Genomic DNA, 15,082 nt, shown 5'->3' with positions numbered 1-15,082 from the left:
TGCGCCGGAAGTGGGGCGAATTATAGACACATCCGCAGGGGCGTCAAGGGTTGATTTCAAACTTTCTCAAATCAACCGCAAAACGCCTTTTGCCTATATATAGAAGGAGCTCTTACTCTGCCTTCAAAGTAATGCGCGCAAATGCCTTCTTGCCCGCCTGGCACACATGGGTCGCGCCAAGTGCAAACATGAAGTCGCGATCAACCACCGCACCGTCGACTTTCACGGCGCCGCCATTGAGCAGGTCCCGCGCCATCGCCGAGTTCTTCACCAGACCCGCCCGGTTCAACACGGCAGCGATCGGCAAGCCTTCAGCCGCAGCAACCTCGACATCAGGCAGGTCCTCCGGCAACTCGCCCTCTTTCATACGGTTACCTGCCGCGCGGTGAGCATTGGCGGCAGCCTCCTCACCATGGAAGCGTGCAACGATCTCTTCCGCCAGCTTGATCTTGATGTCACGCGGGTTCGCGCCATTGGCGACATCGGCACGGAACTGCTCGATCTCTTCCATGGAGCGGAAGCTCAGCAGCTCGAAGTAACGCCACATCAAGGTGTCGGGAATCGACACGAGCTTGCTGTACATCACCCCAGGGGCTTCCTGGATGCCGACATAATTGCCCAGCGACTTGGACATCTTCTTCACACCGTCGAGCCCTTCGAGCAGCGGCATGGTCACGATGTTCTGCGCTTCCTGGCCGTAGGCGCGTTGCAGCTCGCGACCCATCAGCAGGTTGAACTTCTGGTCGGTACCGCCGAGCTCGACGTCGCACTTGAGCGCTACCGAGTCATAGCCCTGCACCAGCGGATAGAGGAACTCATGGATCGCGATCGGCTGGTTGGTGGTGTAGCGCTTGTCGAAGTCGTCGCGCTCGAGCATGCGCGCCACGGTGTACTGCGACGCCAGGCGAATGAAATCGGCCGGGCTGAGCTTGTCCATCCAGGTGGAGTTGAACGCGACTTCGGTCTTGGCCGGGTCGAGAATCTTGAACACCTGCTGTTTATAGGTCTCGGCGTTATCCAGCACCTGCTCGCGGGTCAGCGGCGGACGGGTAGCGCTCTTGCCGCTCGGATCACCGATCATGCCGGTGAAGTCGCCGATCAGGAAGATCACCTGGTGGCCCAGGTCCTGGAACTGACGCAGCTTGTTGATCAGGACGGTATGCCCCAGGTGCAGGTCAGGCGCAGTCGGGTCAAATCCCGCCTTGATCCGCAGCGGTTGCCCGCGCTTGAGCTTCTCGACCAACTCGGACTCGACCAGTACCTCTTCCGCTCCACGCTTGATCAGCGCTAGCTGCTCTTCAACCGACTTCATAACAGACCCGTAAGGCTCAGATTCAAAGGGACCCAACCATACAAGATCAGCCATCAAATACAAGTTTTTGCCCCGAGTGTGACCTCGAAGCCGACTGATGACGTCTGCGCGCTTGCGCTGAAGGGGATTTGGTTATATTTTATACAGTTATTTCATCTTCATCATGTCATTCATCTTTTCCACTTCATCTATTTCAAAGTCAATTCATCTATGACCAACGAACCGCCTAAAGCGCCCCCGCTTTATCCGAAGAGCCACCTGTTGGCCGCCAGCGGCATCGCCGCCTTACTCAGCCTGGCCTTGCTGGTGTTTCCATCCAGCGAGGTCGAAGCCAAGAAGACTACCCTGAACCTGGAGCTGGAAAGCCCGGCCGAGCAACTCAAGCAGGAACAGGACGCCCCACTTACCCAGAACACCGATACCGCCCCCTCGCCGTTTGCGCAGATCGACAACAGCGCTACGCCAACCGAGGAAACCGCCAAGGCCGAGCCCGCGCCTGCCGCCGCCGAAGCCGCGCCGGCCAGCAAAGACCCAAGCCACCGCGAAGTTACCGTGAGCCGTGGCGATACCCTGTCGACCCTGTTCACCAAGGTCGGCCTGCCAGCCACCGCCGTGCACGAAGTTCTGGCCAGCAACAAGCAGGCCAAGCAGTTCAGCCAACTCAAGCATGGCCAGGTGCTGCAGATCGAACTGGACAAGGACGGCCAGCTGGCCAGCCTGCACAGCAAGCTCAGCGACCTGGAAACCATTCGCCTGACCAAGAGCGCAAACGGTTACGCGTTCAACCGTGAGATCAGCAAGCCGGTGATGCGTTCCGCCTATGTTCACGGGGTGATCAAGAGCTCGCTGTCGGCCTCGGCCCAGCGCGCCGGCCTGAATCACAACCTGACCATGGATATGGCACGTATCTTTGGCTACGACATCGACTTCGCCCAGGATATCCGCCAGGGCGACGAATTCGACGTGATCTACGAACAGAAGGTCATGAACGGCAAGGTCGTCGGCACCGGCAACATCCTGTCCGCACGCTTTACCAACCGCGGCAAGAGCTTCACCGCGGTGCGCTACACCAACAAGCAAGGCAACACCAACTACTACACCGCTGACGGTAACAGCATGCGCAAGGCGTTCATCCGTACCCCGGTTGATTTCGCCCGCATCAGCTCGCGCTTCTCGGCTGGCCGCAAGCACCCGATCCTGAACAAGATCCGCGCCCACAAAGGCGTCGACTATGCAGCACCGCGCGGTACGCCGATCAAGGCAGCCGGTGATGGCAAGGTCCTGCTCGCGGGCCGCCGCGGCGGTTATGGCAATACCGTGATCATCCAGCACGGCAACCGCTACCAGACGCTCTACGGGCACATGCAGGGCTTCGCCAAGGGCGTGAAGACCGGCGGCACCGTCAAGCAAGGTCAGATCATCGGCTACATCGGCACTACCGGCCTGTCCACTGGCCCACACCTGCATTACGAGTTCCAGGTCAACGGCGTGCACGTCGATCCGCTCGGGCAGAAGCTGCCAATGGCCGACCCGATCGCCAAGGCCGAGCGCCAGCGCTTCCTGCAGCAAAGCCAGCCACTGGTAGCGCGCATGGACCAGGAAAAGGCCACCCTGCTCGCCTCGAGCAAGCGCTAGGCAATGCCGCTCTATCTTGGTGTGATGTCCGGGACCAGCCTCGATGGCCTGGACATCGCCTTGATCGAACAGGAGCAGCAGCTCACGCTGCTCGCCACTCATTACATCCCCATGCCCGCCAGCCTGCGCCAGGACCTGCTGGAGCTGTGCGCTAGCGGGCCTGACGAGATCGCCCGCGCGGCCCTGGCAGAGAACCAGTGGGTACGCCTCGCAGCCGAAGGCATCCAGCACCTGCTGGCCACCCATAACCTCAAGCCCGAGGCCATTCGCGCCATCGGCAGCCATGGCCAGACCATCCGTCACGAACCGGCGCGCGGCTTCACCGTGCAGATCGGCAACCCGGCCCTGCTGGCCGAGCTCACCGGCATCAGCGTAGTCAGCGACTTCCGCCGCCGTGATGTTGCCGCCGGCGGCCAGGGCGCACCGCTGGTACCGGCCTTCCACGAAGCGCTGTTCGCCCATCAGGGTCAACGCCTGGCAGTGCTCAACGTCGGCGGTTTCAGCAATCTGAGCCTGATCGAACAGGACAAGCCCGTCAGCGGCTTCGATTGCGGGCCGGGTAACGTGTTGCTCGATGCCTGGATCCAGCAGAAGCAGGGGCACAGCTATGACGCCGATGGCGCCTGGGCTGGCACTGGCCAGGTGATCCCCGGTTTGCTCGCGTCTCTGCTAAGCGATCCGTTCTTCGCTGGCAGCGGGCCGAAAAGCACCGGTCGCGAGGTGTTCAACCTGCCTTGGCTGCAACTGCACCTGACGTCTCAACCGAGCTACAGGGATGAAGACGTGCAGGCCACCCTGCTGGAGTTGACTGCGCGCAGCATCGTCAGCTCGCTGCAGGCGGCACAGGACGACACCCAGGCGGTGCTGGTCTGCGGTGGCGGCGCGCACAACAGCGTGCTGATGCAGCGCCTGGCAACCCTGCTGCCTAACGCCCGGGTCAGCAGCACTGCGGCGTGCGGCATCGACCCTGACTGGGTTGAAGCCATGGCCTTCGCCTGGCTGGCCCACTGCTGCCTGGAGCATATCCCCGCCAACCGCCCCAGCGTCACTGCTGCCCGTGGCCTGCGAGTACTGGGCGCGATCTACCCGGCATAAACCGCAGATAGCAAAACGCCGCGCATCGGCGCGGCGTTTGCGGTACTGCCCTTGCAATCAGATCGAGAACGAAGAACCGCAACCACAGGTCGTGGTGGCGTTCGGGTTCTTGATGACGAAACGCGAGCCTTCCAGGCCTTCCTGGTAATCCACCTCGGCTCCTGCCAGGTACTGGAAACTCATTGGATCGACGACCAGGGCCACGCCTTCGCGCTCGACGATGGTGTCGTCTTCGGCAACGTCTTCATCAAACGTGAAACCGTACTGAAAACCCGAGCAACCGCCGCCGGTCACGAATACTCGCAACTTCAGGCGATCATTGCCTTCTTCATCGACCAGGGTCTTCACCTTGTGCGCTGCACCCTCAGTGAACTGCAATGCCACGGGGGTGAAGGATTCGACGCTCATGCTGACTATCTCCCGGCGCTATGCCGCCATAATGCGTGATGACGCGCATTATCCGCTTCTCCGAGAAAAGCGGTCAACAATACAAAAGCTGCAAGCGGCTGGCTGCAAGCGATAAGCGGCTCGCGTCCGGCTCTGACATGCAGCTTGAAACCTGCCGTTGGAGGCTTAGGGCAGCAGGCCGGCGTGGGAAAGCCCCATGCGTTCGTCCAGGCCAAAGAGGATGTTGAGGTTCTGTACCGCCTGCCCCGACGCGCCCTTGACCAGGTTGTCGATCACCGACAGCACCACCACCAGGTCGCCGCCTTGCGGACGGTGCACGGCAATCCGGCAGACGTTGGCGCCGCGCACGCTGCGGGTTTCCGGGTGGCTGCCAGCCGGCATTACGTCGACGAACGGTTCATCGGCATAGCGCTTCTCGAACAGCGCCTGCAGATCGACCGAGGTATCGGCGACGGTGGCATACAGGGTCGAATGGATACCGCGGATCATCGGCGTCAGGTGCGGCACAAAGGTCAGGCCGACATCAGTACCAGCCGCCCGGCGCAGGCCCTGGGTAATCTCCGGCAGGTGACGATGGCCCTTGACCGCATAAGCCTTCATGCTCTCGCCCGCCTCACAGAACAGCGAACCGACCGCCGCGCCACGACCGGCGCCGCTGACACCGGACTTGCAGTCGGCAATCAGGCGCGAGGCATCGGCAATGCCAGCTTCGAGCAGCGGCAGGAAGCCCAGCTGGGTGGCGGTAGGATAGCAACCCGGCACGGCGATCAGGCGCGCCTGGCGGATCTGCTCGCGATTGACTTCAGGCAGGCCGTACACCGCATCCTTGAGCAGATCCGGCGCGCCGTGAGGTTGGCCGTACCACTTGGCCCATTCATCGGCGTCCTGCAGGCGGAAGTCCGCGGACAGGTCGATGACCTTGGTGCCAGCGGCCAGCAGCTCGCCCGCCAGGGCATGGGCAACCCCGTGCGGGGTGGCGAAGAACACCACGTCGCAGGCGGCCAGGGTCTTCACGTCTGGCACGCTGAAAGCCAGGCCATCGTAGTGGCCGCGCAGGTTCGGATACATATCGGCAACCGCCAGGCCAGCCTCGGAGCGCGAAGTGATCACCGCCACCTCGGCCTGTGGATGCTGTGCCAACAGACGCAGCAGCTCGACCCCGGTGTAACCCGTGCCGCCAACGATACCGACCTTGACCATAACGCGTGCCCCTTATCAACGAACCAACAGGAAAGCCCACGATAATAGGGGCGCTGAAACACGCCTACAACTGTTGCGATGGCCCGCAAGCCCCCTAGCCTCTACTATCTGACGACCGTGAACCCTGAAGGAACTCAACCCCATGCTTTTTCTCTGGATCAAAGCGCTGCATATCGTCAGCGTGGTCTGCTGGTTCGCCGGCCTGTTCTACCTGCCGCGCTTGTTCGTCTACCACGCGCAAAGCCAGGACAGCACCAGCCAGGAGCGCTTCGTGATCATGGAGCGCAAGCTGTACCGCGGGATCATGCTGCCGGCAATGATCGCCAGCCTGGTCTTCGGCATCTGGTTGCTGAGCCTGACGCCCGGCTTTCTCAGCCAGGGCTGGATGCACGCCAAACTGACCCTGGTGGTGTTGCTGGTCGGTTACCACCATATGTGCGGCGCGCAGCTCAAACGCTTCGCCCGTGGCGAAAACAAACGCAGCCACGTGTTCTACCGCTGGTTCAATGAAGTACCGGTGCTGGTCTTGCTGGCCGTGGTAATTCTGGTGGTGGTCAAACCGTTCTAACCTAAGCCCATAATCAGCCTCGGGAAACCTGCCATGTCATTGCCTGCCCTGCTCGAACAACGCTTGCGCCTGCCGGTCGTAGCGGCACCGATGTTTCTGATCTCCAACCCGCAGCTGGTGCTGGCCTGTTGTGCCAACGGCGTGGTCGGTAGTTTCCCGGCGCTGAACCAGCGCGACAGTGCCGGTTTCGAGGCCTGGCTGGAGGAGATCGAAGCCGGCCTGACGGCCCTCGACAAGCCTGCGCCGTACGCAGTCAATCTGATCGTGCATCAGAGCAACCCGCGCCTGCAGGCGGACCTGGCGCTGTGCGTCAAGCACCGGGTGCCCATCGTCATCACCAGCCTGGGGGCCGTCAAGGAGGTGGTTGATGCCGTGCACAGCTACGGCGGCCTGGTGTTTCATGACGTGACCACGCGCCGGCATGCCGAGAAAGCCGCCGAAGCCGGCGTCGATGGCTTGATTGCCGTAGCCGCCGGCGCTGGCGGGCACGCCGGGACCTGGAGCCCGTTCGCGCTGATCGCCGAAATCCGTCAGTTCTTCAGCAAGACCCTGTTGCTGGCTGGCTGCATCAACCGCGGCCATGAAGTGCTCGCCGCACAGTTGCTGGGGGCAGACCTGGCTTACCTGGGCACGCGCTTTATCGCCACCCATGAAAGCCTGGCGCCGGGACCCTACAAAGAAATGATGCTTGAAGCCAAGGCAGCCGATATCATCCACACCGCTGCGGTTTCCGGGGTACCTGCAAGCTTTATGCGCCAGAGCCTGGAAAACGCCGGTTTCGACATGACCGCCCTGCGCACCCATACCGAAACCAAGCTCAAACCCATCGACGACGAGGCCAAGGCCTGGAAGACCGTCTGGTCTGCCGGACAAGGTGTCGGTGCTATCGACCAGTTGTGCTCGGTCGAGCAACTGATTACCCGCCTGGATGCCGAGTACCGCCAGGCGCATGCCTCGGCCACAGCCCTGAGCCGCCACTGGCCGGGCTGATTCACGCGTTATCAAGGCAAAGGAAGCCCGCATGAACAACACCCTCACCTTCGCAAACGAACTGATGAGCCCGCAAGGCCGAATCGGTCGGCTCCGCCTTCTGGCCTGGAGCCTGGGTTTGATTGCGGCCACTGTAGCCTGCGCGCTGCTGCTGGGTTGGGTGACCAGTGCAGTGTGGAAAGACGCTGCCGCACTGTTCCTGATTGCTGCCCTTATCGCTCGAATCATGAGCATGATCTTCTTCGTCAAGCGCCTCCACGACCTGAACTGGAGTGGCTGGTTCTGCTGGGCAGTGTTATTGCCCTGGGTCGGCAATTTCCTGCTGCTGCTCCTGCTGGTGATGCCTGGCAATCGAGGCAACAATCGCTTCGGACCTGCCCCGCCGCCCAACAGCATGGCCGTCGTTATTCTGGCCTCGATGTGGCTGGTGGTGATCGTTGGCGCAGTGGTGTTGACCGTGTTCCGGCCCGGTATCTGAATCACACCGGCAGCACCTCACGCCCGCTACCTGTAAACTGCGCACTTTGGCCACTCTTCCCGACTGGAGAACTGCATGACCCGTTACGCCATGATCACCGGTGCCTCCAGCGGCTTAGGCCTGGCACTGGCCGAGGCGCTGGCACGTCGGGGACGCAATCTGATCCTGGTGGCCCGCCAGCGTGACCCGCTGGAAAGCATCGCCATCGAGCTGACCCAGCGCTTTGGCGTCGAAGTGCTGTTTCGTGCCTGCGACCTGGGCGAGCCGTTGCGCCTGTCGGGGTTTCTGCTGGAGCTGGAAGAAAGTGAGCGGCATATCGACCTGCTGGTCAACTGCGCCGGCATTCGTTCCTACGGCCACTTCCTGGCCCAGGAGTGGAGTGATGAACAGGACCTGATCGAGGTGAATATCCTGGCCTTGACCCGCCTTTGCCACGCCCTGGGTAATGCCATGGCAGTTCAGGGCGGCGGGCAGATCCTCAACGTTGCGTCCCTCGCCGCCTTTGCCCCGGGCCCCTGGATGAGCAGCTATGCGGCGAGCAAAGCCTATGTGCTGCACTTTTCCGAAGGCCTGCGTGAAGAACTCAAGCGCACCGGCATCAAGGTTTCGGTGCTCTGCCCAGGTCCCGTGCGCTCGCCGTTGCGGCGCATCCCACGGTTGGAGAAAGGCCAGCGCAGCCTGAGCCCCGAGGAAGTGGCGCTGTATACCGTTCGCGCCCTGGACAAGAACCGCGCCCTGATCATCCCTGGCCGCCGCAACCGCTGGCTGGCCTTCAGCCCGCGCCTGTTGTCGCGCTGGGTAACGCGCAAGCTGGCCGGCGCCATCAACCAGGCCTATTGCCCCCGCTAGTAGCACAGGGCTGGGCGCACGCGCCTGGCCTGCGTACACTCAAGTCCGATTACTCTCATGGAGCAGCCGTAGTGGATACTCTGTTTACCAAGATCATCAACCGGGAGATCCCGGCCAGGATCATCTACGAGGACGACCAGGTTCTGGCCTTCCACGATATCGCCCCGCAGGCACCGGTCCATTTTCTGGTTATCCCGAAAAAACCGATCCGCACCCTCAACGACCTGACCGAAGCAGACAAAGGCCTGGCCGGGCACCTCCTCTTCACCGCTCAGCGGCTGGCCAAGGAACTGGGCTGCGAAGAAGGCTTTCGCGTGGTCATGAACTGCAATGAGCAAGGTGGGCAGACCGTCTACCACATTCACATGCACGTGCTTGGCCAGCGTCAGATGCACTGGCCACCGGGCTGATCCAGGGCAAGCCCCGGCATCGCGATTGGGGTAAACTGTCGGGCACATTCTTGCGGAGGTGCCCGATGGCTACCGAACGTCACTATTCCCCGCTCGACCGCTTGTTGCTGCAGGCCGACACCGCCATGCGCACCTTGCTGCCCTTCAGCGGCCAACCTGCCCGACCGTCACCGGCGATCATCCAGCCGGACGTTACCCTGGACGAAACGCAAACCCGCCATGTGGCCGGGCTCATGCGTATCAACCATACCGGTGAAGTCTGCGCCCAGGCGCTCTATCAGGGCCAGGCCCTGACCGCCAAGTTGCCTCAGGTACGCAAGGCCATGGAGCACGCCGCCGAAGAAGAGATCGACCACCTGGCCTGGTGCGAGCAGCGTATTCGCCAGCTTGGCAGCCACCCCAGCGTGCTCAACCCGCTGTTCTACGGCATGTCCTTCGGTATTGGCGCCTTTGCCGGCCTGGTCAGCGACAAGGTTAGCCTGGGCTTTGTCGCCGCCACCGAGCATCAGGTGTGCAAGCACCTGGACGAGCACCTGGAGCAGATCCCGGCCGAAGATGAAAAGTCCCGTGCGATTCTTGAACAGATGCGTATCGACGAAGAGCAACATGCCGAGTCCGCCCTGGATGCAGGCGGCTTTCGCTTCCCGGCGCCAGTGAAGTTCGGCATGAGCCTTATGGCCAAGGTCATGACCAAAAGCACTTATCGTATCTAGGACAGTCGATGACAGAGCGCTTCGATGCCAAGGACCTGGCCCGCGCAGTTAGCGCCGGCGTTCTGAACCCGGGCCAGGACCAGGCCCTGCTTGAATTTCTCAAGCGCCAGCCACAAGCCCAGGCCAGCTTTCAGCTGGCCCATGTGGCGTTTTACTTCGGCGCCCTGCTGATCATGGCCGCCATGGGCTGGTTGCTCAGTGAAGCCTGGATGCGCATCGGTGACAGTGCCCTGCTGCTGCTTGCCCTGGTGTACATCGGCGCGCTGACCCTGGGTGGTTTACTCCTGCAACGCCGCGGCCAACTGATCCCCGCCGGGGTACTTGCCGCGGTGGCGGTGAGTATCGTGCCGCTGGCGGTGTTTGCCGTGGAACGGCTCAGCGGTTTCTGGCCGCTGGACGATGCCCAGGGCAACTACCATCACTACTACACCTACGTGCAGGGCGGCTGGCTGCTGATGGAAGCGGCGACAGTACTGGCCGGCTTGCTGATGCTGCGGCTGATCCCTTTCCCGTTCATCGTCATGCCGATCGCCGTGGCCTTGTGGTTCATGTCCATGGACGTGAGCGAATGGTTCTACGGCGAAGCCTTCGACTGGACTCAACGGCGCACGGTGTCGCTGTGGTTTGGCCTGGCGATGCTGCTGGTGTTCCTGGTGATCGACGGCCGCACCCGACAAGACTATGCGTTCTGGGGTTATCTGGCCGGATTGCTGGCATTCTGGCTCGGCTTGCCGCTGCTGGACACCGACAGTGAATGGGACAAAGCCCTGTACGGCCTGATCAATCTCGGCCTGATGGGCATTGCGGTACTGCTGCGCCGGCCGCTGTTCATGGTCTTTGGCGGCATCGGCGTGGCAATGTACCTGGGCTATCTGTCTTACCAGGTGTTTGCCGAATCGCTGCTGTTCCCGGTGGTACTGACCTTTATCGGCCTGGGCGTGATTGGCCTGGGCCTGCAGTACCAGAAACACCGCGAGAATCTGAGCAGTTGGCTACGGGCACAACTGCCGGAGGGTTTGCTCAATCTATTGCCAGGGTTGCGTCGCTGATGCTCAGGCTGTTTTGTGTTCGCTTGTTGCAAAGCCTGGGTCTGGCGCTGGTGGCCTACCTGTTCGTGTGCCTGATGACCGCCAGCATGAGGGAGGAGCCCTTCAGCCTGACGCTGCCAGAAATCTCCCAACCTGATGGCAACAGTGCTGTCGATCTGCTGTTGTTCTCACTGCCAGGGCAACTGCTGTTCGTGTTGGTCGGCTGTTTTATCCTCAGGCGGCGACTGCTCGGTAGAGGCTTTGTGCTGTTCGCCGCGCTGACGGCCTTGCTGCAATGCCTGCTGTTTGCCAATGCCTTTGGCAATACCTGGAGCACAGCAGAAATCTTTGGCTTGCTTGGCTTTAACCTGCATTGGTTAGTGGTGGCGCTGGTTCCAGGGTTGGCCTGGTTGTTTGGGTTGGAGCGCCTGCGCGGTTAACCTGATCGCGGGTCAAGCCCGCCCCCACAACCCGCAGGAGCGGGCTTGCCCCGCGATGGCTGGCCATCAACCGAGCTCGACGATCTCGTAGCTGTGGGTGATCTCGACACCAGCCCGGCCGAGCATGATCGAAGCCGAGCAGTACTTCTCTGCCGACAGCTCGACCGCACGCTTGACCTGGGCCTCTTTCAGGCCACGGCCCTTGACCACGAAGTTCAGGTGGATCTTGGTGAACACCTTCGGGTCTTCACTGGCGCGCTCGGCTTCAAGGAAGGCTTCGCAGCTCTCCACCGCCTGGCGGGATTTTTTCAGGATGCTGACCACATCGAAGTTGCTGCAGCCACCCAGGCCCAGTAGCAGCATTTCCATGGGCCGCACACCCAGGTTGCGACCACCGGCCTCGGGCGGGCCGTCCATCACGACCACATGGCCGCTACCCGATTCGCCCAGAAACATGGCTTCACCTGCCCACTGGATACGCGCCTTCATTACCTGGACTCCCTTGTTCGAAAAAAGGCTGCCAGCTTAGACCCTGCGGGCCCGGTGGAAAAGCTCAAGCGCACGACTAAATCTGCCGATAGAGGGGCGAGTGTCTGATAAGCTGACGCCAAATCACTGGCGCTTATCGCCAGACAACCTATAAAAGAAATTGAAGCGTCGCCTCCTGACCGGGATCCAGCCATGGTTGCATCAGCCCTTCCAGCCAAGATCAAGAACATCGACAAGCTGCTGGTCCATTGCCAGCGCCGCCGCTATGCGGCCAAGAGCAACATCATCTGCGCCGGCGACAAGGCCGAAACCCTGTCGTTCATCATCAAGGGGTCGGTGACCATCCTGATTGAAGATGACGATGGCCACGAAATGATCATCGCCTACCTCAACAGCGGTGATTTCTTCGGCGAGCTGGGGCTGTTCGAACCGGCGGGCCAGGAACAGCGGCGCAGTGCCTGGGTCCGGGCCAAAAGCGAGTGTGAAGTTGCGGAAATCAGCTACGAGAAATTCCGCGAGCTGGCCCGCCATGACCCGGAGATTCTCTACGCGCTGGGCAGCCAGATGGCACAACGTCTGCGCAATACGACGCGCAAGGTCGGCGACCTGGCGTTTTTCGACGTCACTGGCCGGGTTGCCCGCTGCCTGCTGGAGTTGTGCAAGCAGCCCGATGCCATGACCCACCCGGACGGCATGCAGATCAAGATCACCCGCCAGGAGATTGGCCGGATCGTCGGTTGCTCACGAGAAATGGTCGGCCGCGTGCTCAAGGACCTTGAAGAACGCAGCCTGGTGCACGTAAAAGGCAAGACCATGGTGGTCTTCGGTACCCGCTAGTCGCGGGCGATCCCCTTGATCACCTCGGCATAGGCCTGGCCAAGGCGCTCGAGCAACGGCGCCTGGGGCACCACTTCGTGCAGGGCAATGTGACTGTCGGCCAGGCAGCGCTGTTCCAGCTCACAGCATTCATTGAAGCGGTTGACCGCTGCCACCATCGACTCGCGTTCGTTATCCAGCAACAACGCACCATGCACCAGCACCACCGGACGCTTGCCGCCCAGGCCCTGGCGCCAGCGCTGGGCGGTGCCGACCAGCTTGCGGCCGTTGAGGTTGACGTTGTAGCGCCCATCACAGAACGCCCCTTCGATTTCCCCCACCGACGCCAACCCGCCCCACTCGCGCAGCACATCACACAACGGCAGGCACAGGCGCTCGTAGGCGTTTTCAATTCGCCCGTGGTCGCCCTCGCTTTTCGGTGCCACATACACCAGGGCGATGTTGATCACCGCAGGCGACTGCGGCACCGGCTCACCACCGGTTTCGCGCAACAATACCGGCCAGCCGGCAATCGCAAGCTCGGCACAGGCGGCCTCGAAACCTTCCAGGCGGCTCATGCGCCGGGGCATGACCAAGGCGTGGTCAGTCGGACGCCAGAACAACAGGCCATGATCCTTTTCGCCTTTGCACACAGCCGCCAGCAGCTCCTGCTCGGTGTGCAGCCCGGCCTCGACAGTGACATCCACCACTTGATCAGTCATCGCATTAACCTTGTAGAGACAAAAAAGCCGGCATTGCCGGCTTCAGAGTTGGTTCAATCCAGGGCTTGCACCGGGTTCTGCACCGCGCGCTCCGGGAAGAACAGGCGCTGCAGTTCCAGCCCCGGGTGCTCGGCACGCATGAACGCTTCGCCGACCAGGAAGGAATACACCTCGTTGATTTCCATCAGCTCGACATCGGCGCGGTTGAGGATGCCGCTCTCGGTGATGGCCAGGCGATCACGGGGGATGCGCGGCAGCAGGTCGAGGGTGGTTTCCAGGCTGACGTCAAAGGTATGCAGGTTGCGATTGTTGACCCCGACCAGCGGTGTGTCGAGGGTCTTCAGCGCCCGCTCCAGCTCGTCGCCGTCGTGTACTTCAACCAGCACGTCGAGGCCTACGCTTTTTGCCGTGGCGGCAAGTTCGGCCATCTTCACGTCATCCAGCGCCGCAACGATCAGCAGTACACAATCGGCGCCGAGCGCCCGAGCTTCGACGATCTGGTAAGGATCGATCATGAAGTCCTTGCGGATCACCGGCAGTTTGCAGGCAGCACGCGCCTGTTGCAGGTAGATGTCGCCGCCCTGGAAGTAATCGACATCGGTCAGCACCGACAGGCAGGTCGCCCCGCCCTTCTCGTAGCTGACGGCGATGTCGGCCGGAATGAAGTTTTCACGGATCACGCCCTTGCTTGGCGAGGCTTTCTTGATCTCGGCTATGACTGCCGGCTGCTTGCGCCTGGCCTGCTCGATCAAGGCCTTGGCAAAGCCGCGCGGAGCATCGGCGACTGCCGCCATACGCTCGAGCTCCGCCAGGCTGACCCGTGCGCTGCGCTCGGCGACTTCCTCAACCTTACGGGCGAGAATCTTTTCCAGAACCGTCGGCACACTCATCCTTCATTCTCCTGCTTGAATACCGCGGTAAAGGCGCCCAGTTCTTCGAGTTTTTCCCGGGCAAGGCCGGTGTGCAGAGCATCGTGCGCAAGCTCCACGCCCTGCTTGAGGCTCATGGCGTGGTCGGCCGCGTACAGCGCAGCGCCAGCATTGAGCACGATCATTTCCGCAGCCTTCTGGCCGTTCTCGGTCTTGCGCCGGCCCAGGGCATCGCGGATCAGCTCAAGCGACTGGGCCGGGCTGTCCACGGCCAGGCCGTGCAGGCTCTGGCTCTTCATGCCGAGGTCTTCGGGTTCGACCCAATATTCAGTGATCTGGTCGTTCTTGAGTTCGGCAACGAAGGTCGGCGCCGCCAGGCTGAATTCATCCAGACCGTCTTTCGAATGCACCACCAATACATGCTTGCTGCCCAGGCGTTGCAGCACTTCAGCCAGCGGGCGGCACAGCGCCTGGGTGAATACGCCAACGACCTGGTGCTTGACCCCGGCCGGATTCGTAAGCGGGCCGAGCATGTTGAACAGGGTACGCAGGCCCAGGTCACGACGTGGGCCGGCGGCGAACTTCATCGCCTTATGGTGGGTCTGGGCAAACATGAAGCCGATGCCGACGCTGTCGATGCAGCGCGCCACTTGTACCGGCGTCAGGTTCAGGTAGATACCGGCTGCTTCCAGCAGGTCGGCGCTGCCGCTCTTGCCCGAGACCGCACGGTTACCGTGCTTGGCCACAGTGCAGCCGGCCGCGGCGACGACGAAGGCCGAAGCGGTGGATACGTTGAAAATGTTGGCGCCATCACCGCCGGTGCCGACCACATCGACCACCTGGTCGAGGGTGTTGAGCTCGACCTTGTCAGCCAGCTCACGCATCACCGACACGGCACCTACGATTTCGTCGATGCTCTCGCTCTTCATGCGCATGCCCATCATGAAGGCGCCGATCTGCGCCTCGCTGCATTGGCCGGTCATGATTTCGCGCATGACGTCGCGCATTTCTTCGGTGCTCAGGTCCAGGTGACCGACGATGCGGCTCAGCGCGCTCTTGA

General features: G+C 61.8%; 18 protein-coding genes. 11 read left to right on the top strand and 7 right to left on the bottom strand.

Translation table 11 applies throughout. The features are described 5' to 3' along the window. Nucleotides 1-112: 112 nt before the first annotated feature. On the bottom strand, nucleotides 113-1,312 hold the full coding sequence (tyrS, locus tag UW3_RS0106445; RefSeq protein ID WP_010221482.1) for a tyrosine--tRNA ligase: 1,200 nt from the start codon (nucleotides 1,310-1,312) through the stop codon (nucleotides 113-115). 210 nt (nucleotides 1,313-1,522) lie between these two features. Here tyrS and UW3_RS0106440 point away from each other — a divergent pair, with 210 nt between their 5' ends. Both UW3_RS0106440 and UW3_RS0106435 read left to right on the top strand, forming a co-directional pair. Then, the gene (locus UW3_RS0106440) at nucleotides 1,523-2,947 is read left to right on the top strand and encodes a peptidoglycan DD-metalloendopeptidase family protein (RefSeq protein ID WP_010221481.1); all 1,425 of its coding nucleotides are present in this window, start codon (nucleotides 1,523-1,525) and stop codon (nucleotides 2,945-2,947) included. Between the two features lie 3 nt (nucleotides 2,948-2,950). After that, nucleotides 2,951-4,042, top strand: a complete 1,092-nt coding sequence (locus tag UW3_RS0106435; protein WP_010221480.1) for an anhydro-N-acetylmuramic acid kinase — start codon at nucleotides 2,951-2,953, stop codon at nucleotides 4,040-4,042. 57 nt (nucleotides 4,043-4,099) lie between these two features. On the opposite strand, the gene erpA is transcribed toward UW3_RS0106435, so the two are convergent. Together erpA and argC are read right to left on the bottom strand one after the other, a co-directional pair. Then, nucleotides 4,100-4,450, bottom strand: a complete 351-nt coding sequence (erpA, locus tag UW3_RS0106430) for an iron-sulfur cluster insertion protein ErpA (protein ID WP_010221479.1) — start codon at nucleotides 4,448-4,450, stop codon at nucleotides 4,100-4,102. 165 nt (nucleotides 4,451-4,615) lie between these two features. Continuing rightward, nucleotides 4,616-5,650, bottom strand: a complete 1,035-nt coding sequence (argC, locus tag UW3_RS0106425) for an N-acetyl-gamma-glutamyl-phosphate reductase (RefSeq protein ID WP_010221478.1) — start codon at nucleotides 5,648-5,650, stop codon at nucleotides 4,616-4,618. Nucleotides 5,651-5,792: 142 nt separating this feature from the next. Between argC and hemJ the strand changes: the two genes are divergently transcribed. The 8 genes from hemJ (at nucleotide 5,793) to UW3_RS0106385 (ending at nucleotide 11,126) form a co-directional block, all read left to right on the top strand. Continuing rightward, nucleotides 5,793-6,218, top strand: a complete 426-nt coding sequence (gene hemJ / locus UW3_RS0106420) for a protoporphyrinogen oxidase HemJ (protein ID WP_010221477.1) — start codon at nucleotides 5,793-5,795, stop codon at nucleotides 6,216-6,218. Between the two features lie 33 nt (nucleotides 6,219-6,251). Beyond that, nucleotides 6,252-7,208 carry an NAD(P)H-dependent flavin oxidoreductase gene (locus tag UW3_RS0106415; protein WP_010221476.1) on the top strand — a complete coding sequence of 319 codons (957 nt, stop codon included), beginning with the start codon at nucleotides 6,252-6,254 and terminating at the stop codon, nucleotides 7,206-7,208. A 31-nt stretch (nucleotides 7,209-7,239) separates the two neighbouring features. Beyond that, nucleotides 7,240-7,686 carry a DUF805 domain-containing protein gene (locus tag UW3_RS26595; RefSeq protein WP_010221475.1) on the top strand — a complete coding sequence of 149 codons (447 nt, stop codon included), beginning with the start codon at nucleotides 7,240-7,242 and terminating at the stop codon, nucleotides 7,684-7,686. A gap of 75 nt (nucleotides 7,687-7,761) precedes the next feature. Further along, a complete protein-coding gene (locus tag UW3_RS0106405; RefSeq protein WP_010221474.1) occupies nucleotides 7,762-8,535 on the top strand; it encodes an SDR family NAD(P)-dependent oxidoreductase in 774 nt (257 codons plus the stop codon). Nucleotides 8,536-8,606: 71 nt separating this feature from the next. After that, nucleotides 8,607-8,945 carry a histidine triad nucleotide-binding protein gene (locus UW3_RS0106400; protein ID WP_010221473.1) on the top strand — a complete coding sequence of 113 codons (339 nt, stop codon included), beginning with the start codon at nucleotides 8,607-8,609 and terminating at the stop codon, nucleotides 8,943-8,945. A gap of 65 nt (nucleotides 8,946-9,010) precedes the next feature. After that, on the top strand, nucleotides 9,011-9,658 hold the full coding sequence (coq7, locus tag UW3_RS0106395) for a 2-polyprenyl-3-methyl-6-methoxy-1,4-benzoquinone monooxygenase (protein ID WP_010221472.1): 648 nt from the start codon (nucleotides 9,011-9,013) through the stop codon (nucleotides 9,656-9,658). An 8-nt stretch (nucleotides 9,659-9,666) separates the two neighbouring features. Further along, nucleotides 9,667-10,707, top strand: coding sequence for a DUF2157 domain-containing protein (locus UW3_RS0106390; RefSeq protein ID WP_010221471.1), 1,041 nt, complete (start codon nucleotides 9,667-9,669; stop codon nucleotides 10,705-10,707). Between the two features lie 50 nt (nucleotides 10,708-10,757). After that, complete coding sequence (locus UW3_RS0106385) at nucleotides 10,758-11,126, top strand: hypothetical protein (protein WP_237716724.1); 369 nt, start codon at nucleotides 10,758-10,760, stop codon at nucleotides 11,124-11,126. A 66-nt stretch (nucleotides 11,127-11,192) separates the two neighbouring features. On the opposite strand, the gene UW3_RS0106380 is transcribed toward UW3_RS0106385, so the two are convergent. Then, complete coding sequence (locus UW3_RS0106380) at nucleotides 11,193-11,615, bottom strand: OsmC family protein (protein ID WP_010221469.1); 423 nt, start codon at nucleotides 11,613-11,615, stop codon at nucleotides 11,193-11,195. Nucleotides 11,616-11,807: 192 nt separating this feature from the next. Here UW3_RS0106380 and crp point away from each other — a divergent pair, with 192 nt between their 5' ends. Further along, the gene (gene crp / locus UW3_RS0106375; protein WP_010221468.1) at nucleotides 11,808-12,452 is read left to right on the top strand and encodes a cAMP-activated global transcriptional regulator CRP; all 645 of its coding nucleotides are present in this window, start codon (nucleotides 11,808-11,810) and stop codon (nucleotides 12,450-12,452) included. Here crp and UW3_RS0106370 read toward each other — a convergent pair. The 3 genes from UW3_RS0106370 to trpD form a co-directional block, all read right to left on the bottom strand. Further along, entirely contained in the window at nucleotides 12,449-13,153 is a 705-nt protein-coding gene (locus UW3_RS0106370; RefSeq protein ID WP_010221467.1) for a lipoate--protein ligase family protein, read from the bottom strand. The two genes, crp and UW3_RS0106370, sit on opposite strands and share 4 nt — an antisense overlap. Before the next feature lie 53 nt (nucleotides 13,154-13,206). Next, the gene (gene trpC / locus UW3_RS0106365; protein WP_010221466.1) at nucleotides 13,207-14,043 is read right to left on the bottom strand and encodes an indole-3-glycerol phosphate synthase TrpC; all 837 of its coding nucleotides are present in this window, start codon (nucleotides 14,041-14,043) and stop codon (nucleotides 13,207-13,209) included. After that, the coding region (gene trpD / locus UW3_RS0106360; protein ID WP_010221465.1) for an anthranilate phosphoribosyltransferase at nucleotides 14,040-15,082 on the bottom strand (1,043 nt) is incomplete at its 5' end. The genes trpD and trpC, both read right to left, overlap by 4 nt.

Origin of the sequence: Pseudomonas donghuensis (assembly GCF_000259195.1) — a bacterium.
Taxonomy (GTDB): domain Bacteria; phylum Pseudomonadota; class Gammaproteobacteria; order Pseudomonadales; family Pseudomonadaceae; genus Aquipseudomonas; species Aquipseudomonas donghuensis.
This window is presented reverse-complemented; position numbering and strand designations above follow the sequence as displayed.

Excerpts from the sequence above, each read along its gene's own strand:
- tyrS (WP_010221482.1), bottom strand. The coding sequence starts at position 1,312 with ATGAAGTCGGTTGAAGAGCAGCTAGCGCTGATCAAGCGTGGAGCGGAA.
- UW3_RS0106440 (WP_010221481.1), top strand. The coding sequence starts at position 1,523 with ATGACCAACGAACCGCCTAAAGCGCCCCCGCTTTATCCGAAGAGCCAC.
- UW3_RS0106435 (WP_010221480.1), top strand. The coding sequence starts at position 2,951 with ATGCCGCTCTATCTTGGTGTGATGTCCGGGACCAGCCTCGATGGCCTG.
- erpA (WP_010221479.1), bottom strand. The coding sequence starts at position 4,450 with ATGAGCGTCGAATCCTTCACCCCCGTGGCATTGCAGTTCACTGAGGGT.
- argC (WP_010221478.1), bottom strand. The coding sequence starts at position 5,650 with ATGGTCAAGGTCGGTATCGTTGGCGGCACGGGTTACACCGGGGTCGAG.
- hemJ (WP_010221477.1), top strand. The coding sequence starts at position 5,793 with ATGCTTTTTCTCTGGATCAAAGCGCTGCATATCGTCAGCGTGGTCTGC.
- UW3_RS0106415 (WP_010221476.1), top strand. The coding sequence starts at position 6,252 with ATGTCATTGCCTGCCCTGCTCGAACAACGCTTGCGCCTGCCGGTCGTA.
- UW3_RS26595 (WP_010221475.1), top strand. The coding sequence starts at position 7,240 with ATGAACAACACCCTCACCTTCGCAAACGAACTGATGAGCCCGCAAGGC.
- UW3_RS0106405 (WP_010221474.1), top strand. The coding sequence starts at position 7,762 with ATGACCCGTTACGCCATGATCACCGGTGCCTCCAGCGGCTTAGGCCTG.
- coq7 (WP_010221472.1), top strand. The coding sequence starts at position 9,011 with ATGGCTACCGAACGTCACTATTCCCCGCTCGACCGCTTGTTGCTGCAG.
- UW3_RS0106390 (WP_010221471.1), top strand. The coding sequence starts at position 9,667 with ATGACAGAGCGCTTCGATGCCAAGGACCTGGCCCGCGCAGTTAGCGCC.
- UW3_RS0106380 (WP_010221469.1), bottom strand. The coding sequence starts at position 11,615 with ATGAAGGCGCGTATCCAGTGGGCAGGTGAAGCCATGTTTCTGGGCGAA.
- crp (WP_010221468.1), top strand. The coding sequence starts at position 11,808 with ATGGTTGCATCAGCCCTTCCAGCCAAGATCAAGAACATCGACAAGCTG.
- UW3_RS0106370 (WP_010221467.1), bottom strand. The coding sequence starts at position 13,153 with ATGACTGATCAAGTGGTGGATGTCACTGTCGAGGCCGGGCTGCACACC.
- trpC (WP_010221466.1), bottom strand. The coding sequence starts at position 14,043 with ATGAGTGTGCCGACGGTTCTGGAAAAGATTCTCGCCCGTAAGGTTGAG.